At 60.0% G+C, this 25,177-nt stretch carries 19 protein-coding genes; 11 read left to right on the forward strand and 8 right to left on the reverse strand.

All coding sequences use genetic code 11. The features are described from left to right. Positions 1-93 precede the first annotated feature (93 nt). The 4 genes from AB1Z34_RS01855 to AB1Z34_RS01870 are packed head-to-tail and all read left to right on the forward strand — an operon-like array spanning position 94 to position 3,948. Positions 94-1,014 carry a FecCD family ABC transporter permease gene (locus AB1Z34_RS01855; protein ID WP_367157832.1) on the forward strand — a complete coding sequence of 307 codons (921 nt, stop codon included), beginning with the start codon at positions 94-96 and terminating at the stop codon, positions 1,012-1,014. Further along, a complete protein-coding gene (locus AB1Z34_RS01860; RefSeq protein WP_049171768.1) occupies positions 1,011-2,066 on the forward strand; it encodes an iron chelate uptake ABC transporter family permease subunit in 1,056 nt (351 codons plus the stop codon). The genes AB1Z34_RS01855 and AB1Z34_RS01860 overlap by 4 nt, the downstream gene beginning before the upstream one ends. A 36-nt stretch (positions 2,067-2,102) precedes the next feature. After that, a complete protein-coding gene (locus AB1Z34_RS01865) occupies positions 2,103-2,909 on the forward strand; it encodes an ABC transporter ATP-binding protein (RefSeq protein WP_147766164.1) in 807 nt (268 codons plus the stop codon). Positions 2,910-2,949: 40 nt separating this feature from the next. Further along, entirely contained in the window at positions 2,950-3,948 is a 999-nt protein-coding gene (locus AB1Z34_RS01870; RefSeq protein ID WP_367157809.1) for a siderophore-interacting protein, read from the forward strand. Positions 3,949-3,990: 42 nt separating this feature from the next. Here AB1Z34_RS01870 and AB1Z34_RS01875 read toward each other — a convergent pair whose 3' ends face one another. Further along, positions 3,991-4,344 (reverse strand): VOC family protein, encoded by a 354-nt coding sequence (locus AB1Z34_RS01875; protein WP_070595687.1) that lies wholly within the window; start codon positions 4,342-4,344, stop codon positions 3,991-3,993. 205 nt (positions 4,345-4,549) lie between these two features. On the opposite strand from AB1Z34_RS01875, the gene AB1Z34_RS01880 reads away from it, so the two are divergent. The 7 genes from AB1Z34_RS01880 (at position 4,550) to AB1Z34_RS01910 (ending at position 15,663) form a co-directional block, all read left to right on the forward strand. Next, a complete protein-coding gene (locus tag AB1Z34_RS01880; RefSeq protein WP_048760224.1) occupies positions 4,550-5,785 on the forward strand; it encodes an acetyl-CoA C-acetyltransferase in 1,236 nt (411 codons plus the stop codon). A 74-nt stretch (positions 5,786-5,859) separates the two neighbouring features. Then, positions 5,860-8,091 (forward strand): 3-hydroxyacyl-CoA dehydrogenase NAD-binding domain-containing protein, encoded by a 2,232-nt coding sequence (locus AB1Z34_RS01885; RefSeq protein WP_367157810.1) that lies wholly within the window; start codon positions 5,860-5,862, stop codon positions 8,089-8,091. A gap of 141 nt (positions 8,092-8,232) precedes the next feature. Then, entirely contained in the window at positions 8,233-9,861 is a 1,629-nt protein-coding gene (locus AB1Z34_RS01890) for a protein adenylyltransferase SelO family protein (RefSeq protein ID WP_367157811.1), read from the forward strand. A gap of 455 nt (positions 9,862-10,316) precedes the next feature. After that, on the forward strand, positions 10,317-12,062 hold the full coding sequence (locus tag AB1Z34_RS01895; RefSeq protein ID WP_367157812.1) for an ABC transporter substrate-binding protein: 1,746 nt from the start codon (positions 10,317-10,319) through the stop codon (positions 12,060-12,062). A 4-nt stretch (positions 12,063-12,066) separates the two neighbouring features. Then, complete coding sequence (locus tag AB1Z34_RS01900) at positions 12,067-12,993, forward strand: ABC transporter permease (RefSeq protein ID WP_367157813.1); 927 nt, start codon at positions 12,067-12,069, stop codon at positions 12,991-12,993. Then, a complete protein-coding gene (locus AB1Z34_RS01905) occupies positions 12,986-13,984 on the forward strand; it encodes an ABC transporter permease (RefSeq protein WP_256886890.1) in 999 nt (332 codons plus the stop codon). Before AB1Z34_RS01900 ends, AB1Z34_RS01905 begins: the two co-directional genes overlap by 8 nt. Then, positions 13,981-15,663 (forward strand): dipeptide ABC transporter ATP-binding protein, encoded by a 1,683-nt coding sequence (locus AB1Z34_RS01910; RefSeq protein ID WP_367157814.1) that lies wholly within the window; start codon positions 13,981-13,983, stop codon positions 15,661-15,663. The genes AB1Z34_RS01905 and AB1Z34_RS01910 overlap by 4 nt, the downstream gene beginning before the upstream one ends. A gap of 214 nt (positions 15,664-15,877) precedes the next feature. On the opposite strand, the gene AB1Z34_RS01915 is transcribed toward AB1Z34_RS01910, so the two are convergent. The 7 genes from AB1Z34_RS01915 to AB1Z34_RS01945 all read right to left on the reverse strand — a co-directional run bounded on the left by AB1Z34_RS01915 (position 15,878) and on the right by AB1Z34_RS01945 (position 25,128). Further along, positions 15,878-16,621: a response regulator transcription factor gene (locus tag AB1Z34_RS01915; RefSeq protein ID WP_049181799.1), complete on the reverse strand. Its 744-nt coding sequence runs from the start codon at positions 16,619-16,621 to the stop codon at positions 15,878-15,880. A gap of 6 nt (positions 16,622-16,627) precedes the next feature. Further along, positions 16,628-19,231: an ATP-binding protein gene (locus AB1Z34_RS01920; protein ID WP_038626891.1), complete on the reverse strand. Its 2,604-nt coding sequence runs from the start codon at positions 19,229-19,231 to the stop codon at positions 16,628-16,630. A 46-nt stretch (positions 19,232-19,277) separates the two neighbouring features. Then, positions 19,278-19,868 carry a K(+)-transporting ATPase subunit C gene (gene kdpC / locus AB1Z34_RS01925; protein ID WP_048734312.1) on the reverse strand — a complete coding sequence of 197 codons (591 nt, stop codon included), beginning with the start codon at positions 19,866-19,868 and terminating at the stop codon, positions 19,278-19,280. An 81-nt stretch (positions 19,869-19,949) separates the two neighbouring features. Further along, positions 19,950-22,058, reverse strand: a complete 2,109-nt coding sequence (kdpB, locus tag AB1Z34_RS01930; protein ID WP_049181801.1) for a potassium-transporting ATPase subunit KdpB — start codon at positions 22,056-22,058, stop codon at positions 19,950-19,952. Continuing rightward, positions 22,055-23,692 carry a potassium-transporting ATPase subunit KdpA gene (kdpA, locus tag AB1Z34_RS01935; protein WP_367157833.1) on the reverse strand — a complete coding sequence of 546 codons (1,638 nt, stop codon included), beginning with the start codon at positions 23,690-23,692 and terminating at the stop codon, positions 22,055-22,057. The genes kdpB and kdpA overlap by 4 nt, the downstream gene beginning before the upstream one ends. Positions 23,693-23,703: 11 nt before the next feature. Beyond that, positions 23,704-23,796: a potassium-transporting ATPase subunit F gene (locus AB1Z34_RS01940; protein WP_016421618.1), complete on the reverse strand. Its 93-nt coding sequence runs from the start codon at positions 23,794-23,796 to the stop codon at positions 23,704-23,706. 660 nt (positions 23,797-24,456) lie between these two features. Then, positions 24,457-25,128: a YdhK family protein gene (locus tag AB1Z34_RS01945; RefSeq protein WP_210384691.1), complete on the reverse strand. Its 672-nt coding sequence runs from the start codon at positions 25,126-25,128 to the stop codon at positions 24,457-24,459. Positions 25,129-25,177: the final 49 nt, after the last annotated feature.

The raw sequence follows: 25,177 nt of genomic DNA on the forward strand, positions 1-25,177 counted from the left end.
ACAAAGTCCACTCCCCCTCCTTCGACGACCACCAAGTCAGCTGTATTTGTTCTCTTGCTGATACTTGGACTGGTATCGGTGGTCCTGTCGGTTATGTTCGGCATACGCAGTATTACGTTCACCGAGGCGCTTTCCGCCTTAGGTGGAGCTACCGACACCGCGGGAGAAGCTGCAGCGTGGACACGCATTCCGCGTACCGTGCTGGCACTGTGCGCGGGTGCAGCGCTCGCCACCTCGGGCGTAGCCTTTCAAGCTGTTACTCGAAACCCGCTTGCGGACCCCGGAATATTCGGCGTTCTTGCTGGCGCTTCTCTAACAGTTGTTATCGGTATCACCTTTTTCAACATCAGTCGCACACTGCCGACAATGCTAGTTGCGTCAATGGGCGCCTTCGCAGCTGCAGTGTTTGTCTACTGCGTGGGATCAATCGGCCACGGCGGAGCCACTCCACTCAAGCTAGCTCTTGCTGGAGCTGCCACGGCCGCCGCCCTATCTAGCTTGACCAGCGCCATCTTGTTGCCGCGCGCCGATGTCATGGACGAATTCCGCAACTGGCAAATCGGCTCCGTCAGCGGTGTGCAGTGGGAATCACTGACGGTCGCTTTCCCGTTACTTGGGCTCGGGTTCGTCATCGTCTTTTTAACCAGCAGCGGCCTCAACGCACTCTCCCTTGGCGATGATGTCGCCACCAGCCTCGGCATCAACTTAACCCGCACGCGAGTCCTGGCAACACTCGGCGCGGTGCTGCTCTGCGGGACCACCACTGCCGTCACCGGTCCGATTGCCTTCGTCGGTCTCATCGTCCCCCACGTACTCCGGATGATCCTTGGAACCGACCACCGCGTTCTCATCCCAGCAAGCGCTCTGGCAGGAGCAGTATTGCTCACGCTTGCTGACACCGTCGGGCGCCTCGTCGGTGACCAATCCGAGATTGCTGTCGGCATCATCATGCCCTTCCTCGGAGCTCCACTGTTTATTTGGATCGTGCGACAGACAAGGATGCGGGAACTATGACAAACCTCGCCCCCGAAACGCGCCCGCAGAATAGGGCCAGCGAATTAGCGACCGCTATCCAAGAACAACGCGGTCACGCCCGAATTCGTTTTACGCTCACATTATTGGTTCTAGCAGCGATTACGGCCGTACTGTGGCTGCTGAGTCTCATGCTTGGAGATTCCTTCTATTCCCTTGCCGATGTCATCGGCGTCATTCGCGGTGACACCGTCCCCGGGGCATCTTTCACAGTGGGAGAGCTACGCCTACCACGCGCCACGATTGCAATTGTCGCCGGCTTCGCGTTTGGCGTATCAGGAACAATCTTCCAAACGATGCTGCGAAACCAGTTAGCCTCACCGGACATTATCGGTATTTCCGCTGGTGCGGCCGCTGCTGGTTCGACCATGATTGTGCTGTTTCAGGCCTCTCAGACTGCCGTGTCAACGGTGGCGCTGATGGCGTCGTTAAGCGTGGCCGCTCTGACCTACCTGCTGGCGTTGAAATCGGGATTTGCCGGCACTCGCCTGATCCTGACGGGAATCGGCATTGCGGCGATGCTGCAGGCATGGACCACCTACGTGCTGTCGAAGGCTTCCGCGTGGGATCTGCCGACGGCCACACGTTGGTTGACTGGATCGCTGAATAACATCTCGTGGGAGCGCGGATTACCGCTGGTTATTACCGTTCTTGTCGTAACACCGCTGCTCTTGATTGGTGCGCACAGGCTATCAATCTTGGAGCTTGGCGACGACATCGCCACCTCACTCGGACTGCGCGTGAACCTGCTTCGCGGAGCTCTTATTGTCGGCGCCGTCATGCTCATCGCAGTGGCGACATCCGCAACCGGACCAATCTCATTTGTCGCATTCATGGCAGGCCCGATCGCGATGCGAATCTTTAGGCCCGGCGCGAACCTCATAGTGCCATCTGGATTGGTTGGAGCATTCTTGGTGCTTGTCGCAGATTTAGCCGGCCAATACCTCTTCGGCACGCGTTATCCCGTCGGAGTTATTACCGGCGCGCTCGGAGCACCCTTTTTGATCTATCTGCTCGTCAGAACATCTCGATAGCTGCGCTTTGTTCATCAAACCAAGGAGTCACTCACCGTGTCCGCACAACTGAATGCTCAGTCCCTTACTTCTGGATATGGGGAAAAACCCATTGTGAAAGACCTGACTTTGTCATTCGAAGCAGGCAAGATTACTTCGATTGTCGGACCAAATGGTTGTGGCAAATCAACGTTTCTACGTACGCTAGCTCGTTTGATTCGGCCATCAGCTGGATCCGTCGAGCTGGACGGCAAGGAGCTAGGTTCCTATTCTTCCCGCGAATTGGCAAAGCGGCTCGGACTGCTTCCGCAGACCCCTATCGCTCCTGACGGCATCACTGTCGCAGACTTAGTCGGCCGTGGTCGAACCCCCTACCAGGGAATTCTGGGTCGCTGGAGTTCAGCCGACTACGACATCGTCACCGAAGCTATGGAAGCTACCCGAGTCGCAGACCTCGCAGGGCGGTGCGTCGAAGAGCTCTCCGGCGGCCAGCGTCAACGTGTGTGGATTGCAATGGCACTCGCACAACAAACCGATGTGCTGCTTCTCGACGAACCTACAACCTACCTAGATCTAAAACATCAACTAGAAGTCCTGGATCTACTAACTGATCTCAATCAACGCCGAGGCACCACCATCATCATGGTGCTGCACGACCTCAACCTGGCTGCTCGGTATTCGGATGTTCTCGTCGCCATGCGCGACGGACGACTGCATTCCGCAGGAGCGCCTGTCGACGTGCTCACACAAGAGCTGACCCGGGAGGCGTTCGACCTCGAATCGCTGATTATTACCGATCCGGTCTCAGGGCTACCCACTGTTATGCCTGTGGGCCGCCACCACTCAAAACTAGCCCAGCACTAGCTCAGTAGATGTAAGCAACTCATCAGAATTAAGGATTCCTATGGGATACCAGCCACACCGCGTCCGCGTTGCCCACACGCGACAGATTTCCCCGCACTTTCAGCGCATAACACTTCACGGCGTGGAGAATGTCGGTCCGAAGGACACGATTCGGGACGTCCGTATCAAAGTCATTATCCCAGCAGCTGGTCAGCTTCCAGAGCTGCCGGAGGAGAATTGGTTCGCTACCTGGCAAACCCTTGACCCCGAGACTCGCGGCTATGTCCGCACGTATTCCATCCGCGCTTTTCGACGCAACTTGCCAGACGACGCTCCCGATGAACTCGACATCGATTTCGTGCTACACCCCGATGCCACTGGACCAGCCTCTGCGTGGGCTGCAAAGGCACAGGTCGGCGATGAGCTGATCATCATCGCACCGACACGAGATGATGAATCCGGCAGCGGCATCGAATTCGCCCCTGGAGCTAGTAGTCGCATCGTGATGCTTGGAGATGAAACTGCCTTACCTGCAATTGCGAAAACCCTGGAGGAATGGCCAGCGGGAGTGCAGGGAGAGGTGTTTATTGAGATTCCATCTACCAGCGATGTCCAGAAGCTAGAGGTGCCATCTGGAGTTTCGGTGAAGTGGCTGGCTCGAGCGGAAGATGAGCACGACACTTCGGGCGAGCTGCTGTACTCCAATCTGGTGAAGCTTGTCAGCAATGCGCTAAGCCCGGTCGCGCGAGAATCACTGTCAAACGTTCTCGAGGGGAATGCGGCAACCACTGCGTCGACAGGCGAGGATGACCCCAACTTTCTGATGTGGGAGACTCCAAGCTATTCCCAGTCAGGTGAAGATATTTCCAATTCCAGCGGCGAAGACACGGCCAACGCCGGATCTCCGAATCCGACACTAACCGGGACTTACTTTTGGATTGCAGGTGAGTCTTCAGCGGTGATTCGGATGCGGAGGCTGCTGGTGAAGGAATGCCACGTTCCGAGGAAGCAGGTGTCGTTCATGGGATATTGGAAGCGGGGTCAGGCAGCGAAGGGATAGCAAGAAATGCAGTGCTAGCAATCGCTGCAGGCCGGATCGTCACTACGCAGGCTCGACTGGAGTCCACGCGCCGAGCTCGTGACCTGCGGGCGTCGTGAAGTAGAAGCGACGACCGCCTGGGAAGTCGTACGGTTCCTTCGTAATTGTGCCACCCGACGCCTTGACCTGCTCGTATGTGGCATCCAGATCCGACACCCGGATGAGTGGCATGATTGCGCGCGTTGGATCCTCGGCGTTAACGCCACTGGCGGTGCCGGAATCTCCAGTGTCGGCGTAGTCGTCGCCGTACATGGCGTAGGTCCAGCCGAAAACGGATGAGAAGAAGTCGCGGACTGTGTTCAGTTCTTCAACGGAAGAGGCGGGGAACTCGATGTAGTCGATGCGGGAGTCGCTCATGAGCCAAGTCTAGGAGAATTGGAGGAGCCACAATCGCCACCTAAAAATACTTATGTAATTACCCCCGGTTTCTCACATAACCGCAGGTGGGAGACTACAGGGAGTCAACTTTCTCCCCAGCACCCCTCAAATCACCCCCGGCAATCCGCCATTCGTTATAGAGTGACGCACGACACTTTACGACGAATCTGTGAGGTAAAAACACATGACTTCCGCCACCATTCAGCCGGGCGGCGAAGCCTTCATCTACGAGGCAATTCGCACCCCGCGCGGCAAGGGCAAGAAGGACGGCTCCCTCCACGAGGTACGCCCGGTATCACTTCTCGTCGGCCTCATCGACGAAATTCGCAACCGCTTCCCGGACCTGGATGAAGAACGCATCAGCGACCTCATCGTTGGCTGCGTCAGCCCGGTCGGCGACCAGGGTGCGGACATTGCCCGGACCGCAGCACTCACCGCAGGTCTGCCGTACCGCACCGGCGGTGTCCAGATCAACCGCTTCTGCGCTTCCGGCCTCTCCGCCATCAACTTGGCTGCTCAGAAAGTCCGCTCCGGCATGGACGAGCTCGTCCTCGCCGGTGGCGTCGAGTCCATGTCCCGCGTGCCAATGATGTCCGACGGCGGTGCAATGGCGATGGACGCACAGGTCTCGTTTGCGACCGACTTCGTCCCGCAGGGTATTTCCGCTGACCTGATTGCATCGCTCGACGGCTTTGACCGTGAGTCCCTCGACGAGATGGCAGCACTCTCCCACGCTCGTGCCGCAAAGGCTTGGTCTGAGGGCCGCTTTGACCGCTCCGTCGTCCCAGTCAAGGACGCTAACGGCCTGACCATCCTCGATCGTGATGAGACCATCCGCGAAGGCGTCTCCGCAGAGTCCCTCTCCGGTCTGCGCGCAGCCTTCACCATGATGGGTGAGCAGGGCGGCTTCGACGCAGTTGCACTGAAGAAGTACCCGCAGCTTGAGCGCATTAACCACGTCCACCATGCAGGTAACTCCTCCGGCATCGTCGATGGCGCTGCACTGACTCTGGTTGGCTCTGAGAAGGCCGGCGCAGACATGGGTCTGACCCCACGCGCACGCGTTGTCGCCACCGCCGTCAATGGTGTCGAGCCGACCATCATGCTGACCGGTATCGAGCCAGCTGTCCGCGAGGCACTGGCCAAGGCCAACCTGACCGTCGACGATATCGACGTCTGGGAAATCAACGAGGCGTTTGCCGCCGTCGTCAAGCACGCTCAGCAGAACCTGGGCATCGACTACGACAAGCTCAACATCAACGGTGGCGCAATGGCCATGGGTCACCCGCTGGGTGCAACCGGTGCCATGATCACCGGCGCCGCAATCGACGAGCTGCACCGCACCGGTGGCCGCTACGCTCTCATCTCGCTCTGCGTGGCTGGCGGCATGGGTGTTGCAACCATCATCGAGCGCGTCTAAAGCAAACCGGAACGAAACTCACAGCGACAATTACCGCGGTCACACCGCGATAACCACAAAGGACTGACTGATTTATGAGCACAGATAACATGTTCCGGTGGGATCAGGACGACGCCGGAATCGTCACCCTCACCATGGATGACCCGAATGCGCCGGTCAACACCATGAACAAGACCTTCCAGGACGACATCTGCGCCACCGTGGAGCGCCTGGAAAACGAAATTGGCGACGGCTCTGAGACCTCCATCAAGGGCATCATCATCACCTCTGCGAAGAAGACCTTCTTCGCAGGCGGCGACATCAAGCAGATGTCCAAGGCCACTGAAGACGATGCAGCTGACATGTTCGGCATGGTCGAGGACATGAAGGCCTCCCTGCGTCGCCTGGAGAAGCTCCCGGTGCCGATTGTTGCTGCCATCAATGGCGCAGCACTGGGCGGCGGCCTCGAGGTCGCGCTGGCTGCTAACCACCGCGTTGCTGCCGATGTCCGCGGTTCCAAGATTGGCCTGCCAGAGGTCACCCTCGGCCTGCTGCCGGGTGGCGGCGGCGTTTCCCGCGTCGTGCGCATGCTGGGCATTCAGGACGCGCTGATGAAGGTCATTCTGACCGGCGCTCAGATGAACCCGGGCAAGGCCCTCGCAGCTGGCCTCGTTGACGAGGTTGTTGCTCCGGAGCAGCTCATCGACACCGCTCGCGCATGGCTGACCAGCGAGAATGCTAAGGCAACCCAGCCGTGGGACGAGAAGGGGTTCAAGATCCCGGGTGGCGACCCGAAGACTCCTAAGTTCGCAATGAACCTGCCGTCCTTCCCGGCAAACCTGACCAAGCAGCTCAAGGGCTCCCCGATGAAGGCTCCCCGCCTTGCTATGCAGGCTGCCATCGAGGGCTCTCAGGTCGACATCGACACCGCACTGCGTATCGAGTCCCGCTACTTCACCGAGCTGGTCACCGGCACTCAGTCGAAGAACATGATGCAGGCGTTCTTCTTCGACCTCAACCACGCTCAGGGCGGCGGCTCCCGTCCGCTGCAGGCTGATGGCACCCCGTACCCGAAGCGCGAGTTCAAGAAGGTTGCCGTTGTCGGCGCCGGCATGATGGGCGCAGGTATCGCCTACGTGTGTGCAAAGGCTGGCATGGAAGTTGTCCTGAAGGACATTTCCCTGGAAAACGCCGAGCGCGGTAAGTCCTACTCTGAAGGTCTGGAGGCCAAGGCTCTCAAGCGCGGTCGCACCACTGAGGAGAAGTCCGCAGCGCTGCTGAACCGCATCAAGCCGACTGAGTCCTACGACGACCTCTCCGACGTCGATCTGGTCATCGAGGCCGTCTTCGAGAACACCGACCTCAAGCACAAGGTTCACGCCGAGATCGAGGCCGCAGTTCCGGAGACCTGCATCCTGGGCTCCAACACCTCCACCCTTCCGATCACCGAGCTGGCTTCCCACGTCAAGCGTGAGAAGGACTTCATCGGCCTGCACTTCTTCTCCCCGGTGGACAAGATGCAGCTGATTGAGATCATCTCCGGCGACAACACCGACCCGGCAATCCTCGCCGCTTCGCTGGACTTCGCTGTTGCAATCCGCAAGATCCCGATTGTTGTCACCGACTCCCGCGGTTTCTACACCTCCCGCGTCATCGGCACCGTCATCAACGAGGCCCTGCGCATGGTCGCTGAGGGCTACGACCCGGCCATCATCGAGGCCGCTGGTCGCCAGGCCGGTTACCCGGCACCGCAGCTCCAGCTTGCCGACGAGCTGAACCTCAAGCTCATGGAGAAGATCGCTGGCGAGACCCGCGCTGCCGCCGAGGCTGCAGGCCAGACCCTGGACGAGGGCGGCGTGCCGGCTCTGGTCGAGGCCATGCTGCACAAGTTCGAGCGCCCGGGCAAGCTCGAGGGCAAGGGCTTCTACGAGTACGTCGACGGCAAGCGCTCCGGTCTCTGGCCGGGCCTGTTCAACGAGCTCCGCGAGGAGCTGAACATCACCCCGATCGCTCCGGAGGACACCGACCTGCAGGAGCTGGTCGACCGCATGCTCTTCATCGAGGCCATCGAGACTCAGAAGTGCGTCGACGAGGGCGTTCTGCTTCACGACGCCGACGGCAACATCGGCTCCATCTTCGGTATCGGCTACCCGGCCTGGACCGGTGGTACTCGCCAGTTCATTAAGAACTACGACGGCGCCACTGTTGTCGACCCGGCCGCAGCTCACCCGGAGCGCCGCGGCGTCGCGGGCTTCGTCGAGCGCGCCGAAGAGCTGGCCGCTAAGCACGGTGAGCGCTTCAACGCTCCGGAGTCCCTGAAGAAGTAAGGCTACCCCGAGCGCACCCCGGTTGCTGGAATTGTTCCAGTAACCGGGGTTTTTCGCCTTCGAGATCACCTCTACGCGCGTAGCACCGCTGAACGCACCAGCGCGCCAACCCCAATTCGGCCTACCCGTTAAACTGCGCACATGGCTCGAAATGTCGCTGATCTTCCCACCGCACTGCCTGAACTCGCTATCTCCCAGGAGGGATTCGCCGCCCCATCACCGCAGCTGGTCATGCTTAACGACGAGCTCGCGACCCAACTCGGTCTCTCCCCACAGTGGCTCCGGTCAGACGCTGGCCTGAAGTTCCTCACTGGCCGCGGCGCCGATCACGGAGTCGGCAAGGAAACCGATACCCCACCCGGCGCATACACCACCCCGATGGCCACGGCCTATGCCGGCCACCAGTTCGGCAATTTCGCAGGCCTACTCGGTGATGGTCGCGCGCTCTTGCTTGCCACAGTTGAGGCTGAACCGGGGCTGACTGGGCTGCACTGTCCGCCTAACCAGCCCGACTGCCCCAAAGAGACAACCCACAGCGACAACACCCAGGCCTACGAGATTCAGGCGAAAGGCACCGGCCCCACGCCCTTCTCCCGTGGCGGTGACGGCAAAGCCACGCTGACCTCCGCCCTGCGGGAGTACCTCATCAGCGAAGCCATGTATGCACTCGGCATCCCCACCACCCGCGCGCTGGCGGTCATCAAAACTGGCGAAGAGATTTACCGCGGCTCGCAAACCCCATTCGACAACACCGACCCCACTACCGAACTTCAACCGGGCGGCATCGTCGTGCGCGTAGCATCCAGCCACCTGCGAGTTGGCACGTTCGAGCTGGTCGCACGCTCCGGTTCGGACACCGGAGTCATGGATCGGCTCATCGAGTTCGCCGCGCAGCGGCATGGCTACGAAGGTTCGGCGGAGTCGGTTCTCCGGGACGTCGTCAAGCGGCAAGCTAATCTCGTTGCGGCGTGGCTGGCCTGTGGATTTGTCCACGGCGTGATGAACACCGACAATGCCAGCATCGCGGGCGAGACCATCGACTTTGGGCCGTGTGCGTTTCTGGATGCGCACGATCCGCGGGCGGTGTTTAGCAGCATTGATCGAGGCGGTCGATACGCGTTCGGCGCGCAGCCGACGATTGCCGGGTGGAACATGTCGAAGCTCGCGGAGACATTGCTACCGCATTTCGCAGGCACCCCGGAGGAAGCCCTCGCACGCGCCCGCGACATCCTGAGCGAATTCGCCGACGAGTTCACCGATGCGCTCAGCCGCAGGTGGCTGCCTAAGTTGGGTATTCTCCCCTCGCTTTACGACGACCCGCTGGCCATCCCCTTGGTGCAGCAGTGGCAGGCGTTGCTGGCGAAGTTTGGGCTCGACCATACGAATGCTCATCGGGCGCTGATTGAGGTTCTGGCCGATGATGATGGGGATACAGTTGCTGCGTTGGCTGCGCTGACCAGGCTGACCGCTGATCCTGCGTTCCCCGCCGCCGCGGCTGAGTGGGGGCAGTTGTGGAAGCAGACGCGGGAGGAGCTGGGAATCGACCGGACGACGGCCCTGGCACTTATGGAGGAAACGAATCCGCTGTATATTCCGCGAAACCACCTGGTCACGGAAGCGTTAGCGGCGGCAGGGGCGGGGGATCTGACCGACTATCGGCACCTGCTGGAGGCGGTAACCAACCCTTTTGAGACGCAAGACGTCCCAGCGGGGTTCACGGAGCCTGCACCGCGGGAGTTGGGTGCTTTCCGCTCGTACTGCGGGACTTAATGCGCTGTCCTTCCTCCAATGCCCACTTCACGACACGGGTGTCACCTCGTGCCAGCTGTGGAGGTGGCATGAGGTGACATAGCTGTCGTGAAGTCGCGGATGGGGTCCGGACGGGAGCCCAGCAGTGGGACAGCCAGAAATTCAGCAGCCTCAACCCCTGCGGGGGTGCCAGGATGTTACAACGTTTCACTACTGCACAGGATTAACTCCCCAATCGAGGGTGAAAGACACCGTCAAATATGGGATGGTTCGCCTGATTAATACTCATACGTTTTTTGGACTTGTATGGTTAGAGACTGTATTGAACGGTCGTATCCAAACCTTAGAGTCCACCACACCCAAGTTGTCACCACCACCATTGCTTATGCAGGTGGGAGGTGGGTATCTAAGTCATTTGGAGTGAGCCGATTGCCAAATTCATATCGCCTATCTGGCAGAATCTAGAAAGGCTCGCGATGCATAGACCCGTTGCCTCCGGCCCCTTCCACACCCGGCAGAAACTCCGGCGGAAGCTCCGACAGCGAGAGAAGTCCCGTGCCACAAAACTGCACGCAACAACGCTCAGCGGAAAAGGAAAGTTCACGCTGCATGTCCGCCAGATCCTGGCGGCTTTGCTGATAATCGCCTTGCCAGGAGCCGCGCTCGCTGCCTGCAGCACTGACCAGCAACAGGTCGGCGCGGGGTTCATTGTGGTCCAGAACTCCGAACCACAGTCGCCGCTGTACACCACTGACACCAATGAAACCGGTGGTGGCGATATCCTCCGCATGCTCTACTCGGGTCTGGTGCGCTACGACACCGACGGCTCGATGATCCTGGATCATGCGGCAGAAATTAAGCCCAACGAGGACTCGACTCATTTCGACATCACGCTGAAACCGGGCTGGACCTTCCACAACGGCGAACCAGTCACCGCGCAGAGCTACATCGATGCCTGGAATTACGCTGCCTACGGACCGAACCTGCAGAAGCAGCAGTCCTTCTTCGCCAACGTGCAGGGTTTTGATGCAGTCTCGGGAGAAAAGGCCACGGAGAAAACCCTCTCCGGCCTGAAAAAGGTCGATGACCTGAGGTTCACCGTGGATCTGACCAACCCAGATTCCTCCTTCCCGCTCAGCCTCGGCTATGTCGCGTTTATGCCGCTGCCGAAGGCCGCGTTCGAAGACAAGAAGGCTTTCGGTGAACACCCAATCGGCAATGGCCCGTACAAGATGGCCGAAGGCCGCGCTTGGCTGCACAACAACCAGCTAACTGTGGTTCGCAATGATGACTTCGCCGGTGAGCACAAGGCTCGCAACAACGGCCTGGTCTACCGCTTCTACTCGGACGTGGACACCGCATATGCAGACCTCCAGGCAGGCCGCCTGGACACGCTGCCACGCACAATTCCACCAACAGCCCTGGCCAGCTTCGAAACGGACTTCCCCGACTCCAGCGCAAACGTCCCGACCTCGTCTTCGCAGTACTTCGCAATTCCGCGAAATCTGCCAGGTTTTTCGGGTGAAGAGGGCAAGCTTCGTCGTCAAGCGATTTCCATGGCGATTGACCGGAAACTGATCACTGAGAAGATTTTCTTCGACACCCGCACCCCGGCGCGCGAGTTCAGCTCGTTGACGCTCGGCGACCTTGACCCGAACGTACCTGGCCAAGAGGTGCTGGAATACAACCCGAAGAAGGCCCGCCAACTGTGGGCCGAAGCCAACAAAATTGCACCGTTTACCGGCTCGTTCGACATCGCCTACAACGCCGACGGCGGACACCAGCAGTGGGTCGAAGCGGTGACCAACATGATTGGCGAAACCCTCGGCATCGATTCCCACGGCAAGGCCTACCCGACCTTCAAGCAGTTGCGCGATGAAATCTCCAACGAGACCATCACCAGCGGCTACCGCACTGGCTGGTCAGCGGACTACCCGTCAGTGGCCAACTACATGATCCCGCAGTTCGTCACTGGCGGTTCCTCGAATGACTACCACTACTCGAACCCGGAGTTCGACAAGCTGATTCAGGAGGCGGCCTCGGCAAAGAGCGCAGAAGATGCCAAGCCGATTTATGTCAAGGCTCAGTCTGTGCTGATGGAGGACCTGCCAGCGATTCCGCTGTGGTACCCCAATGCTTCGGTGGCGTGGAACCCGAAGCTGCGCAATGCCGTAGTGATGTGGGACGGCATCTTGGACTACCCAATGATTGAGAAGGACTAGCACCATGGGTTGGTATATCGGAAAGAGACTCCTACAGATGGTGCCGGTTTTCTTCGGTGCCACACTGCTGATTTATGCAATGGTCTTCGCCATGCCAGGCGACCCCATTGCCGCACTGGCTGGCGATAAGCAGCTGCCACCGGAGCAGGTCGCAGCACTGCGCGCCCACTACCACCTGGATGAGCCTTTCCTCGTCCAGTACTGGGAGTACCTCAAGGGCCTGTTCACCCTGGATATGGGCGAGACCTTCTCCGGTCGCTCGGTCGGCGAGGAAATCGCGCTGGCCTTCCCTATTACGATTCGCCTGGCGCTGATGGCCGTTGCCATTGAGGCCATTTTCGGTATCGGCCTCGGCGTTATTGCCGGTATGCGCAAGGGTGGCTTCTTCGACTCCACCGTTCTGGTGATGTCCCTGCTGGTTATCGCAACTCCGACCTTCGTGCTCGGCTTCGTGGCCCGCTACCTCTTCGGTGTGCGCTGGGAGATTGTCTCCCCCACCGTTGGTAGCGATGCCTCCTTTACCTCCCTGCTGCTGCCGGCATTCGTGCTGGGTCTCGTCTCGGTTGCTTATGTTCTGCGACTGACGCGCTCCGAGGTCTCGTCGGCACGCCATGCCGACTTCGTGCGCACTGCCCGCGCCAAGGGCTTGCCAACCTCTGAAGTCACCCGCCGCCACATCTTGCGTAACTCGCTGATTCCCGTTGTGACCTTCATCGGCGCTGATCTCGCGGCTCTGATGGGCGGCGCAATTGTCACCGAGGGCATCTTCAACGTGCCCGGTATCGGTGGCCTGATCTTCCACGCCGTCCAGATTGGTGAAGCTCCCACCGTGGTCAGCATCGTGACCATCCTGGTGGTTATTTACATGTTCGCCAACTTGCTCATCGACTTGCTCTACTCAGTCCTGGATCCGAGGATTCGTTATGCCTAAGCCAGATTCGACGCAGTTAGATTCGACTCAGCCAGAAAAGCAGGCCAACGCCGCGCATACCGGCACCGCACAGTCCGGCACCGCGCAGGCCCCCGCCGCCCAGGCGACGAACCCCGACCACAAGCAGTTACCGGATACCCCGCCGCTGGGGCTCTGGGGTTCGGCCTGGCAGAACCTGCGTTACCGCCCACTGTTCTGGGTTTCCGCATTCATTATTTTGCTCTCCATCGCAGTGGCCGCATTCCCGTCGCTGTTCACCTCTGTGGACCCGACGGCGGCAAACCTGCGTGACTCGCTGGCCCCAGCCCGCGACGGCCACCCGATGGGCTTCACTCAGCAGGGCTACGACGTCTACGCCCGTGTCATCTACGGTGCCCGCGCCTCGGTCATCGTCGGCATCGGCGTCACCCTGGCCGTGACCGTGGTGGGCATCATCCTCGGTGCCATCGCTGGCTATCTCGGCGGTTGGGTCGACGCGGTGCTCTCCCGCATCACGGACATGTTCTTTGCCATCCCCCTGATTCTCGCCGGCATCGTGCTGATGCAGCTGTTTACCGAACGCACCATCTGGTCCGTGGTCTTCGTGCTCGCTGCTTTCGGCTGGCCGCAGATGGCGCGCGTGGTGCGTTCCTCGGTGATCTCGGTGAAGAACGAGGAATACGTCACCGCCTCCAAGGCGCTCGGTCTGTCCAGCACCGGCATTCTCTTCCGCCATGTGCTGCCGAACTGCCTCGCCCCTGTCATCGTCATGGCCACGACCTCACTGGGTATTTACATCGTCGCCGAGGCCACGCTGTCCTACCTGGGCATTGGCCTGCCGACGACCACCGTTTCCTGGGGCAACGACATCTCTGTCGCACAGCAGGTGCTCCGCCAGGCCCCGTCCAACCTGTTCTGGCCAGCACTCGCCCTGGCGATTACCGTTCTCGGCTTCATCCTCATGGGTGACGCTTTGAAGGATTCTCTCGACCCGAAGGAGCGTCGTCGATGAGCACCGACACCAATACTTCCGCAGCGCCCATTCTCACCTTGAAGGATGTCTGCATTGGCTTTCCGACGACCACAGCGTCCGGCCGCCGCAGTAAATCGTTGACCGATGTGGTGCATGACGTCGACCTGGAGGTTTTCCCCGGTGAGACGGTCGCCATTGTCGGCGAGTCCGGCTCGGGTAAGTCCACCACTGTCCACGCCGCGCTGGGGCTGTTGCCCGGTGATGGTGAAGTCACCGGTGGCACCATCACCTTCGATGGCCGTGACATCACACACCTGACCGACCGCGAGTTTGTTAGCATCCGCGGCAACGGCATCGGCCTGGTCCCCCAGGATCCGATGACCAATCTCAATCCAGTGTGGACCGTCGGTTCCCAGATTAAGGAGGCGCTGCGCGCCAACAACATCGCCACTGGCTCCGAGGCCCACAAAAAGGCGATTGAGCTGCTGGAACAGGCTGGCCTGCCGAACGCTAAAAAGCGTATCGACCAGTACCCGCACGAGTTCTCCGGTGGTATGCGCCAGCGCGCGCTTATCGCGATGGGCTTGGCCGCGCACCCAAAGCTGCTGATTGCCGATGAGCCCACTTCCGCTCTCGACGTGACCGTGGCGAAGAAGATCCTCGACCACCTCGACAAGCTCACTAGCGAACTCGGCACGTCCGTGGTGCTTATTACCCATGACCTCGGCTTGGCTGCCGAGCGCGCTGACCGACTCGTCGTTATGCAAGCAGGACGTGTCGTGGAGACCGGCCCTGCCCTGCAAGTTCTCACCCGCCCGCAGCATCCATACACCAAGCAGCTAATCGCGGCGGCTCCGTCGCTGGCTGCCCGGCGCGGTGATCGCGTGGTGGCGGCGCCGACGACATCGGATGCGGACCAGAAGGAGATTCTGGTCGCGAAGAACTTGGTGCGCGACTTCGCCATCCGCGGCGACCGTCCGTGGCGCAAGGATTCCTTCCGCGCCGTCGATGACATCAGCTTTACGCTGCGTCGCGGTCGCACCATCGGAATCGTGGGCGAATCCGGTTCGGGCAAGTCCACTGTCGCCAACATGGCGCTGGGTCTGCTCGATCCGACCGAAGGCGAAGTGCTTTTCGACGGCAAACGCGTCCAGGGCCGGAATCGTAAAGAGGAGCTGGAGCTGCGGCGTCGCATTCAGCCGATTTTCCAGAACCCGTATGCGACGCTGGACCCGATGCGCACGGTGCATTCCTCCATCGAGGAGCCGCTGCAAATTCACAAGATTGGCACCAAGCAGGAGCGTGAGCAGCGCGTATTCGAGCTTCTCGACCGCGTCGCGCTGCCCGCGGAGATGGGTCGCCGCTTCCCCGGTGAGCTGTCGGGTGGCCAGCGTCAACGTGTTGCGATTGCGCGTGCACTGGCCCTGAACCCTGAGGTTGTGGTCTGTGACGAGGCGGTGTCAGCCCTCGACGTGGTGGTTCAGGCTCAGGTGCTCGAACTGCTTGCTGAGCTGCAGGAAGAGATGGATTTGGCCTACCTCTTTATTACGCATGACCTCGCTGTGGTGCGGCAGGTGGCTGATGAGGTCATCGTGATGGAGCACGGCAAGATGGTTGAACACCGTCCTACCGACGATCTCTTCGACCACCCGGAGAAGGAATACACCCAGCGGCTGCTGGACGCTATTCCGGGCGCTTCGCTGGATTTGGATCTGTAGCTGGGCGGTGCCGCCCCCCCCCCACACACAGCACTTCACTCCACCCTCTGGGCTGGGGCAGATCGCACTTCACGACACCTATGTCACCTCGTGCCAGCTGTGGAGGTGGCATGAGGTGACATAGGTGTCGTGAAGTCGCGAGGAGAGGCAGGCAGGCGAGCGGGAAGGCGGGAACGTGCAGGCGGGCAAGCAAGAACGGGCAAGCAGCCGGCTGCTACTCCTCGTCCAGCACCATGCGATAACCGACCCCCACCTCAGTGCGCAAGTACTTGTTGTGAGCCTGCTGAGGCTCAATCTTGTGGCGCAGCTGGGAGATGTAAACGCGCAGGTAGTTGGTCTCTTTTTCGTACTGGTCACCCCAGACGGCCTTGAGAAGCTCCAGTTTGGTCACCAGTTCGCCACGATGCTGCACCAGGTAGACCAGGATGTCCCACTCGCGCGGGGTCAGATGCACGAGCTCGTCCGCCACGAGAACTTGCCGTTTGGCCAGGTCAACCATTAGATGACCATCTGCGGAGGTCACCTTCGGCACCTCTTCGACCACTACTTTGCTAGCACGCCGCATGGTTGAACGCAGCCGAGCCAACAACTCCCCCATCGAGAAAGGCTTGGTGACGTAGTCATCGGCCCCTTCATTGAGGGCGTTGATTTTCCCCGCCTCGTCGTGACGTGCGGAGACAATCAGCACTGGAATATCGCTCCACCTGCGCAAAGAACGCAGAACTTCCAGGCCACTGACATCGGGCAAGCCCAGATCCAGGAGAACGGCGTCGGGCTTCCACTCGCTGACCGCGGCTAACGCCCGCGTGGCCGTTTGCGCGACACGTGGCTCGTAACCGCGGGCTTTTAAACTGACAAGCACAGTGCGGGCCATGGCGACATCATCCTCGACGATGAGTATCTTTCGCCCGGGTTTGTTGCCAGCCTGACCAGCGGGTTGTCCTGAACTGAGATTCATGGAATCCTACTTTCTCTCGCCCATTGCACGCGGCAACGTCAGCACGAAGGTAGCACCGCCGCCGGGTGTCTGTTCGGCGCGGATGGCGCCTCCCATGGCGTCGGCAAAACGCGAGGCGGCGGCAAGTCCCAGACCAAGGCCCTGAGATTGTGCCGAGTAGTCGCCAAGGCGTTGGAACGGTTGAAAAATCTCCTCCAACTTATCCTCCGGGATGCCCTTACCGTGGTCAATGATCAAAATGTCTATGCATGCGCTCGCAGCGATAGCACCCAGCGAGCCCATAACCGGCATGTCGGCGGGACCGCGCACACCGCGCTCGCTGGGCCGCGTACGAATGGTCAGGCTCGACTCCGGTGCGTACTGACGGCCGTTGATGACGATGTTGGAAACAATGCGCTGGATCAGCCCAGGATCGCCTTCCACCATGCAGGCGTCATGGTCAATATCGCGGTCAATGTGACCTGCGGCTTCCGGCAGCTCCGCACATACCGCGTCCACAACATCGGAGACGCTAACCGGCACACTTTCCACCCGCTTGGTGCTGGAGTCGATGCGGCTGGCATCGAGTAGGTTGCCAATGACCACCTCTAGGCGGTCAGCGGAACTCTCGATTGTCTCCATGAGGATGAGACGCGTTTCGTCGTCAAGCTCAACGTCCTCCATGTTCATGCTGGAGATCGCAGCCTTGATGCTGGCCAGCGGTGTGCGCAGGTCATGTGAAACGGCGGTCAGCACCGCGCTGCCCACGCGGTTGCCCGCCTCGAGGGCAGCGGTGGCGCGGCGCATCGCGGCGATTTCCTCCATGTCCATGAGCGCCCGGATGCGGGAACCGTGAGCCGCAATCATGGCAGTCTCAGCGGCGGTGAGTTCACGGCCACTGAGCACAAAGCGCAGGTCATCGCCGGAGCTGACCTTAGTCATCGGCAGCTCTGTCGGCCACGGTTCGGACAAGCCGTGTTCGGCGGTGGTGACAATGGTCAACCACTTCTTGCGCTCTGAGGAGTAACGCTGCACGTCCACGCGCTCCATCGAGAACGTATCCGCCAAGCTGTGGACCAGGTTGGACATGTTGTCGCCATCGTGGACGACACCGTGTGCCAACTCGGACATTACGACTGCCTGATGCAAACTCCTGTCCGCCATCTCGCGGCGGCGCTCGGAACGCTCCACCACCGTCGCCACAGCCGCCGCAATCACACCGAAGAGCAGGATTTGAGCCAAGCTGGCCGGCTCGGTGATAGTCAGGGTATTCACCGGAGCGGTGAAGTACCAGTTTGCCAGAATTGAGGAGACCACCACTGCCGCCAGCGCTGGCACCAACCCTGCCGCCATAGCGGCGAAGACTATCGGCATTAGATAGGTCAGCAGCAGCACGCCCAGGAACTCCGGGCCGGTGTCCAGCTGGTAGAGCAGCAACGTCAGTAGCACTGGCCCCACCAGTGCCAGGAGCCAACCGGTGATGCGTCGCTCCTTGGAAAAGCGAGAGCGCAGTTTCTTGCGCCGCTTGGCTTTCTTCTCTGAGCTTGAGGAGATGATGTGCACATCGATGGGCCCAGCCTGGTCGATGATGCGCTGCGAGGTACTTAAGCCCACATAGCGCCGCAGTCCTCGCTCCGAGCCAATGACCAGCTGCGATGCATTGACCGTGCGGGAGAACTCCAGCAGAATTCCCGGCACATCATCGCCCACGATGGTGCGCCACTGCCCACCCAGCGACTCGGTGAGATCCTGCAGCTTGCGCAGCCGACGCAGATACCCGCGGTCAAGGCCGTCGTCCTCGCCGGTAATGTGCACGACAATCATCTCGCGGCCGGCCACGCGACCGGTCATACGAGCACCGCGGCGAATCATGGACTCCGCGTTCTCATCATCGCGCACGGCCACCACGACGCGCTCACGCGTGGTCCAGTGGTCGTCGATCTCCTCGTCTTCGCGGTAGGCATCGAGCACCTCCTCGACCTTGTCAGCCAGCCACAAAAGTGCCAGCTCACGCAGGGCGCTGAGGTTGCCCGGGCGGAAGTACTTGCGCAGCGCTAGTTCCGCTTGCTCCTTGCGGTAGATTTCGCCGCGAGACAGGCGGATGCGCAGGGCGTCCGGGCTCAAGTCGATGAGCTCAATCTCGTCCGCATCGCGGAGGACACGGTCGGGTACCGTCTCCATCTGGCGCACGCCGGTGACGGCCGCAACGACGTCGTTAAGCGATTCCAAGTGCTGGATGTTCATCGTCGAGATGACGTCGATGCCTGCGTCGAGAAGCTGGTAGACATCGTGCCAGCGCTTGCGTTGCTGAACGAACTCGTTGTCCGGCTCATCGGTAACGACGGTGTGCGCGAGCTCATCGACGAGGGCGACCTCGGGACGCATCTCGATAATCGCATCAACATCCAGCTCACGATAGGTGTTGCCGCGGTAGGACACCTTTCGACAATCCAACACTGGCAGGCCTTCGATGAGCTTCTTCGTCCGCTCGCGACCGTGGTGTTCCACCAGACCAATGACTACCTCGTGCCCACGGGAGTACAGATCGTGCCCCTCGCTCAACATGGCGCACGTCTTACCCACGCCCGGGGCGAACCCCAGGTAGACCTTCAGTTTTCCTCGCTTGGCCATTTCTTACAGACCTTTACTTGCCATACCTTGCCCAATCGCAGGATGCTTACTGTCCGTCTGTCAGAGCGGCGTTCAGCTTTACGACGTTGACCAGTCGCCCACCATCCTGCGAGCCCTGTTCCGTAATTGCGTTTTCACTATTTTCCGAGATCAACCGCTCAACCTCTGCCTGTGGCAGGTTGCGCTCCTTGGCCACGCGCGGTGCTTGCAGCTGTGCGTACTTCTCGGAGATATGCGGATCCAGACCGGAACCGGAGGCGGTGACTGCCTCCACCGGTACCTGGGCCGGGTCGATGCCCTCGCGGGCAGCGACATCGGTGCGGCGCTGTTCGATTTCAGCCTGGAACTCCTTGCTATACGGCGACACGTTCGATGCCGAAGACGACATCGCGTCGTAGCCATTATCCCCCGCAGCAGACGGGCGCGGGTAGAAAAATCCCGGCTTTGTCACTTCTTGGGCAATGAGCTCCGAGCCCTGGGCCTTGCCTGCGGAGTCATACATCATCGAGCCATCAGCGTTATCGGACCAGATTCGCCCCACTACCCAGATTGCGGCTGGGTACAGCAGGCCGATAACCACGGTGAGCAGCAAATATGCCTTGATTGTGGTGGATACCAACCGAAAGTTCTTGTTCATGTCCTTCTCGATTCTTTTCACATGTTGCGAGATGCCAAGTGCTGTGCGCTGGCTGCGCCGTTTGGCGCGAGGCCAAGGCACTTACATCCCGAACACTCCGGAGAGCAGGAGGTCAATAATTTTGATGCCGACAAACGGTGCGATGATGCCACCGACACCGAAGATGAGCAGGTTGCGGCTCAGCAGTGAGGCAGCCGACCCGGCGCGGTACTTCACGCCCTTGAGAGCCAGCGGAATCAAGGCGACAATCACCAGCGCGTTGAAGATCACTGCAGACAGGATGGCGCTTTCCGGCGAATGCAGGTTCATGATGTTGAGCTTGTCCAGGCCAGGCAGCGCCGTGACGAACATGGCTGGAATGATGGCGAAGTACTTCGCCACGTCATTGGCAATGGAGAAGGTGGTCAGCGCACCGCGGGTAATCAGCAACTGCTTGCCGATTCCCACCACGTCAATGAGCTTGGTCGGATCCGAATCCAGGTCCACCATGTTGGCCGCTTCCTTCGCCGCCGACGTACCAGTGTTCATTGCCACGCCCACATCTGCCTGCGCCAATGCCGGTGCATCGTTGGTGCCGTCACCGGTCATGGCGACCAGGCGTCCCTTCGACTGCTCCTTGCGGATCAACTCTAGCTTCTGCTCCGGGGTGGCCTCAGCGAGCACATCGTCGACGCCGGCCTCCTTCGCAATCGCATGCGCCGTCACCGCATTGTCGCCCGTGATCATGACGGTACGAATGCCCATTTCACGCAGCTGATCGAAACGCTCACGCATGCCAGGCTTAACGACGTCCTTGAGATAAATAACACCCAGCACTCGTCCGGACTCACCGCTGGTTACTTCGTCGCCGCCAAATACCTCGGCGACCACCAGCGCGGTACCGCCCGCTTCCGAAATGCGCTGGACAATGCCATCGACCTCGGGCGGCACGGTGGCACCGATGCACTTCATCAGCTTCACAATCTCCATTGCGGCACCCTTGACTACCTTGCGTTTCTTCTCGCCGCCGGTAGCGGGGAACTCGATACCACTCATACGAGTCTGAGCGGTAAAGGGAATGAAGGTCGCATTGGCATAGACGGATTCGTCGATGCGTTCATTCGATTCGGTTTCCGCGAGCTCGACAATGGAGCGGCCCTCGGGGGTTTCGTCGGCAAGCGAAGAAAGCTGGCAGGCGTGTACCAATTCAGCGTGCGTGGTGTCGCCGACCTCGGAGAACTCCGCAGCCTGACGGTTACCGAAGGTGATGGTGCCGGTCTTGTCTAGCAGCAGCGTGGCGACGTCACCAGCGGCCTCAACCGCACGGCCCGACATGGCCAACACGTTGTGCTGAACCAGGCGGTCCATACCGGCGATACCAATAGCGGACAGCAGCGCGCCGATAGTGGTCGGGATCAGGCAGATCAGCAGTGCGACCAGTACCAATGGGTCCTGCTCAGCGCCGTTGAAGACAGCCATTGGTGCCAAGGCGATGACGACCATGAGGAAGATCAGGGTCAACACGTGCAGCAGGGAACCAAGTGCCAGCTCGTTCGGAGTCTTCTTGCGCTGTGCGCCTTCGACCAGACCAATCATGCGATCCATGAAGCTCTCACCGGGCATGGTGGTGACCTCGATGGCGATGGCGTCGGAAAGCACGCGTGTACCACCGGTGACCGCGCACCGATCACCGCCGGCCTCGCGGATGACCGGCGCGGACTCACCGGTAATGGCGGACTCATCGACACTGGCAGCGCCGACGATCACGTCGCCATCGGCGGGAATCGGCTCGCCGGCGGAGACGATGACGATGTCACCCGGAACCAGGTCCGTGGCCGCGACCTTGGTGGTCTGCGCGGCTGGGTTCTCCAGTGCTGCAGCGGCGTTGGCGCCGTTGTTGAGCTTGAAGGCATCAGAGGTGGTGCGCGAAGCGCGCAGCGATTCCGCCTGTGCCTTGCCGCGGCCCTCAGCGACGGCTTCCGCCAGCGTTGCAAAAAGTACCGTCAACCACAGCCACACTGTGATGGAAATACTGAACAGCGACGGGTGCGCAATGGCCAGGACCAGCGTAAATGCGGCACCGACTTCGACCAGGAACATCACAGGGGTGGCGATGAGCTGGCGCGGGTTCATCTTGCTCAGCGCCAGCGGCAGAGCCGCTTTCAGTGCGCTGGGAGAAAATGCGGAAGATGCGTTGGAATTCTTGCTCATGACAGGGCCTCCGTCAGCGGGCCAAGGACGAGGGTTGGTAGGAAGGTCAGGGCGCTGACGATGATTGCGATGGCAACGGTCAGGCCGACAAACTGCGGTCGGTGAGTTGGCAGGGTGCCAGCGGTCTCGGCGGCTGGTCGCTGCTTGGCGAAGTCACCAGCCAGACCCAGCACCATGACAATTGGAAGAAAGCGACCAAACAGCATGGCGAAACCGAGGCTCATGTTGAACCACGGGGTATCGGCACCGAAGCCCGCGAATGCCGAACCATTGTTGTTGGACGCACTGGTGAAGGCGTAAATCAGGTCGGAGAAACCGTGCGGTCCATCAGCGGACACGGAGTCCAGCGTCGACGGCAGTATGGTGGAGATACCGACACCTGCCAGCACCAGCACTGGCATGACCAGGATATAGAGGCAAACCTTGGTGATTTCCGAAACACCAATGCGCTTGCCCAGGTATTCCGGGGTACGGCCGACCATCAGGCCGGCGATGAATACGGTCAGGATGGCGATGATGAGCATGCCGTAGAGACCGGAGCCCACACCGCCAGGGCTGATCTCGCCCAGCAGCATGTTCAGCATGAGCATGCCGCCTGCCAGTGGTGAGTAGCTGGAATGGAAGCTGTCCACCGCGCCTGTCGACGTCATGGTGGTGGTCACCGCAAAGAAGGAACTCGGCAGCACGCCAAAGCGCATTTCCTTGCCCTCCATGCCGCCACCTTGGAAGGTCTGCAGCGCAGTCTCGCTGGACATAACGACAGCCAGAGAGATGAAGTAGAGCACCGCCATGGTGGACAGAATTGCCCAGCCCTGGCGCTTGTCACCGATGATGACACCGAATGCCCTGGTCAACGAGACCGGAATCAACAGGATAAGGAAGATTTCCAGCATGTTGGTCCACGCATTCGGGTTTTCAAATGGATGCGCGGAGTTGGCGTTGAAGTAGCCACCGCCGTTGGTGCCCAATTCCTTGATGACCTCCTGCGATGCCACGGCACCGCCCGGGATAGTCTGGCTGCCGCCGGTGACAGTCTGGATAGTCTGTGGGGCCGAGAAATTCTGGATGGCACCCTGCGAAATCAGCAGAATTGCACCAATAGCGGCGATGGGCAGCAGCACTCGCAGGACGGTACGAGTCAGATCTACCCAGAAGTTGCCGATGTTGCCGTCACCGTGACGGTTGGCCAGGCCTCGAACCAGCGCCACCGCCACTGCAATACCGACTGCGGCGGAGACGAAGTTCTGAACTGCCAGGCCAGCCATCTGAGTCAGCACCGTCATGGCTTCTTCACCGGAGTAGGACTGCCAGTTGGTGTTGGTGGTAAACGACACCGCGGTGTTCCACGCCTGGTCCGGAGAGACTGAGCCCTTGCCGTGGTTGAGCGGTAGCCACTGCTGCACTCGCTGCAGCAGGTAGACGAAGATGACGCTGACAGCGGAGAAGCTCAACACACTGGCGGTGTACTTTGTCCAGTGCTGGTTGGCCTCTGGGCGCACACCGATGGCGCGGTAGAAACCGCGCTCAACACCCAAGTGCTTATCAGTGGTGAATACCCGCCCCATGTAATTGCCGAGCGGGATGTAAAGGATGGCCAGTGCGGCCATCACGATGATTACCGGGACAAATCCCATAATGACGTTGCTCACGAGAATCGCTCCGGATCAATCAGGGCGACCAGGACATAGCCCAATGCCGCCAAACCTAAAATGGCGCCGACGATCAATTCCCACGTCATAGTTTCTTCACCGCCTTTGCGCAGCCCTGCAGTAGCAGGAAGGCCGCAATGGTGAGTAGAAGAAGCAAAATGTCTACAAACATGACAGTTATAAAACACCCATACCTACTGCGGCGGGCACCTATTAACGCTTTTTTAACACCCGACTGAACTGGGGTTATGCGCTTAGAGATGCGCGAATGCACTTCTGATTAAGAAAGTGCCAATGCAGGTACGCGGCGAATTAATACCAGTTTCGGGGCTGAGTGGACTGAGCAGGCGCACTGGTGTTGCCGACTTATCGATGGTTTTCCGTGACCTGTCGATGACTTCCGTTGTCTTATCGATGGTTTTCCGCCACTTATGCGCACGTTGTGGGGTCTACCTGAGCACTTGTCGATGCGTTATTCACTGATGGCCACGCTATAGCGCATCGACAGGTGAATAGCTCATCGACAAGTGGCCGACCGCCCCTGCCCTCGCCGGCCCCGTCCCCGCCGTCTCCGCACCCAGCCGGACCACGCGCTACCCGAAGGTTTTTGGACACGGAGCATAGGCGCGAAGCATAAAAAAACCGGGCACCACACTTCCTGCGTGATACCCGGTTTTAATGGATTGAGTTAGGCCGAAGCAACCGGCCCGAAGCAACCAACCTAGAAGTGGCGGACTAAGCCTAACTAGTTAGTCCTCCGGAGCAAGCTCGCTTTCAGTAACCCACTTGTGGTTCTTCATGGTCATGCCATCATCGTCAATATCGACCATGTACACCGGCTCCTGGGTGGAGTAGTCAACAGTGCCCTTGGCCCCCTTCATGCCCGCCATATGCTCGGCGTTGATGGTGATCTCGGAGCCGTCGGCAAGCGGTGCTTCGCCTGGGTTCTCCAGCTCCTCATGAACGACCCAGCGGTGGTCCTTCACCGGCTCACTGCCATCGGTCGGGGTGTAGGAAACGGAGTAGGTTGTGGTGGTGAAAACACCAACAACCTTGCCTTCTGCACCCTTCATGCCCGGCATATGATCGGCGAGAACCTGCACTTCACTGCCGACCGGGAACTTCGCGTTGTCCGCCGCAATCATTCCCTCTGGAGCCGGACCACCATCGGCCGGATGGTCATGGCCGGCCATCGCGTCATCACCATGGTCACCATGACCGCCATGCTCATCGGCATCGTCCATATCATCCATGTCGTCATGCCCCTCAGAGCTGGTGGCCGACACGGAAGAGCTGGTTTCGCTAACAGTGCTGCTTGCCTCAGTACTAGCCGAATCATCGGAGGAGCAACCGGCCAGCACAAGGACGCTGGCGGCACCCGCGGCTACGAGAGCATCTAGTGGTCGAATATTCTTTGCCATGGTTGAGCTCCTTTGTTGTTGATGTCAATCAATCTATGCCCTCACCCTA

It is taken from the genome of Corynebacterium sp. 045007 (assembly GCF_040743205.1).
Lineage (GTDB): Bacteria > Actinomycetota > Actinomycetes > Mycobacteriales > Mycobacteriaceae > Corynebacterium > Corynebacterium jeikeium_D.

Coding starts and splice junctions, on each gene's coding strand:
- AB1Z34_RS01870 (WP_367157809.1), top strand. CDS start 2,950: ATGGGATACCAGCCACACCGCGTCCGCGTTGCCCACACGCGACAGATT.
- AB1Z34_RS01945 (WP_210384691.1), bottom strand. CDS start 25,128: ATGGCAAAGAATATTCGACCACTAGATGCTCTCGTAGCCGCGGGTGCC.
- AB1Z34_RS01880 (WP_048760224.1), top strand. CDS start 4,550: ATGACTTCCGCCACCATTCAGCCGGGCGGCGAAGCCTTCATCTACGAG.
- AB1Z34_RS01915 (WP_049181799.1), bottom strand. CDS start 16,621: ATGAATCTCAGTTCAGGACAACCCGCTGGTCAGGCTGGCAACAAACCC.
- AB1Z34_RS01900 (WP_367157813.1), top strand. CDS start 12,067: ATGGGTTGGTATATCGGAAAGAGACTCCTACAGATGGTGCCGGTTTTC.
- kdpC (WP_048734312.1), bottom strand. CDS start 19,868: ATGAACAAGAACTTTCGGTTGGTATCCACCACAATCAAGGCATATTTG.
- AB1Z34_RS01910 (WP_367157814.1), top strand. CDS start 13,981: ATGAGCACCGACACCAATACTTCCGCAGCGCCCATTCTCACCTTGAAG.
- AB1Z34_RS01855 (WP_367157832.1), top strand. CDS start 94: ATGTTCGGCATACGCAGTATTACGTTCACCGAGGCGCTTTCCGCCTTA.
- AB1Z34_RS01875 (WP_070595687.1), bottom strand. CDS start 4,344: ATGAGCGACTCCCGCATCGACTACATCGAGTTCCCCGCCTCTTCCGTT.
- AB1Z34_RS01940 (WP_016421618.1), bottom strand. CDS start 23,796: ATGACGTGGGAATTGATCGTCGGCGCCATTTTAGGTTTGGCGGCATTG.
- AB1Z34_RS01885 (WP_367157810.1), top strand. CDS start 5,860: ATGAGCACAGATAACATGTTCCGGTGGGATCAGGACGACGCCGGAATC.
- kdpA (WP_367157833.1), bottom strand. CDS start 23,692: ATGGGATTTGTCCCGGTAATCATCGTGATGGCCGCACTGGCCATCCTT.
- AB1Z34_RS01860 (WP_049171768.1), top strand. CDS start 1,011: ATGACAAACCTCGCCCCCGAAACGCGCCCGCAGAATAGGGCCAGCGAA.
- AB1Z34_RS01895 (WP_367157812.1), top strand. CDS start 10,317: ATGCATAGACCCGTTGCCTCCGGCCCCTTCCACACCCGGCAGAAACTC.
- AB1Z34_RS01890 (WP_367157811.1), top strand. CDS start 8,233: ATGGCTCGAAATGTCGCTGATCTTCCCACCGCACTGCCTGAACTCGCT.
- AB1Z34_RS01905 (WP_256886890.1), top strand. CDS start 12,986: ATGCCTAAGCCAGATTCGACGCAGTTAGATTCGACTCAGCCAGAAAAG.
- kdpB (WP_049181801.1), bottom strand. CDS start 22,058: ATGAGCAAGAATTCCAACGCATCTTCCGCATTTTCTCCCAGCGCACTG.
- AB1Z34_RS01920 (WP_038626891.1), bottom strand. CDS start 19,231: ATGGCCAAGCGAGGAAAACTGAAGGTCTACCTGGGGTTCGCCCCGGGC.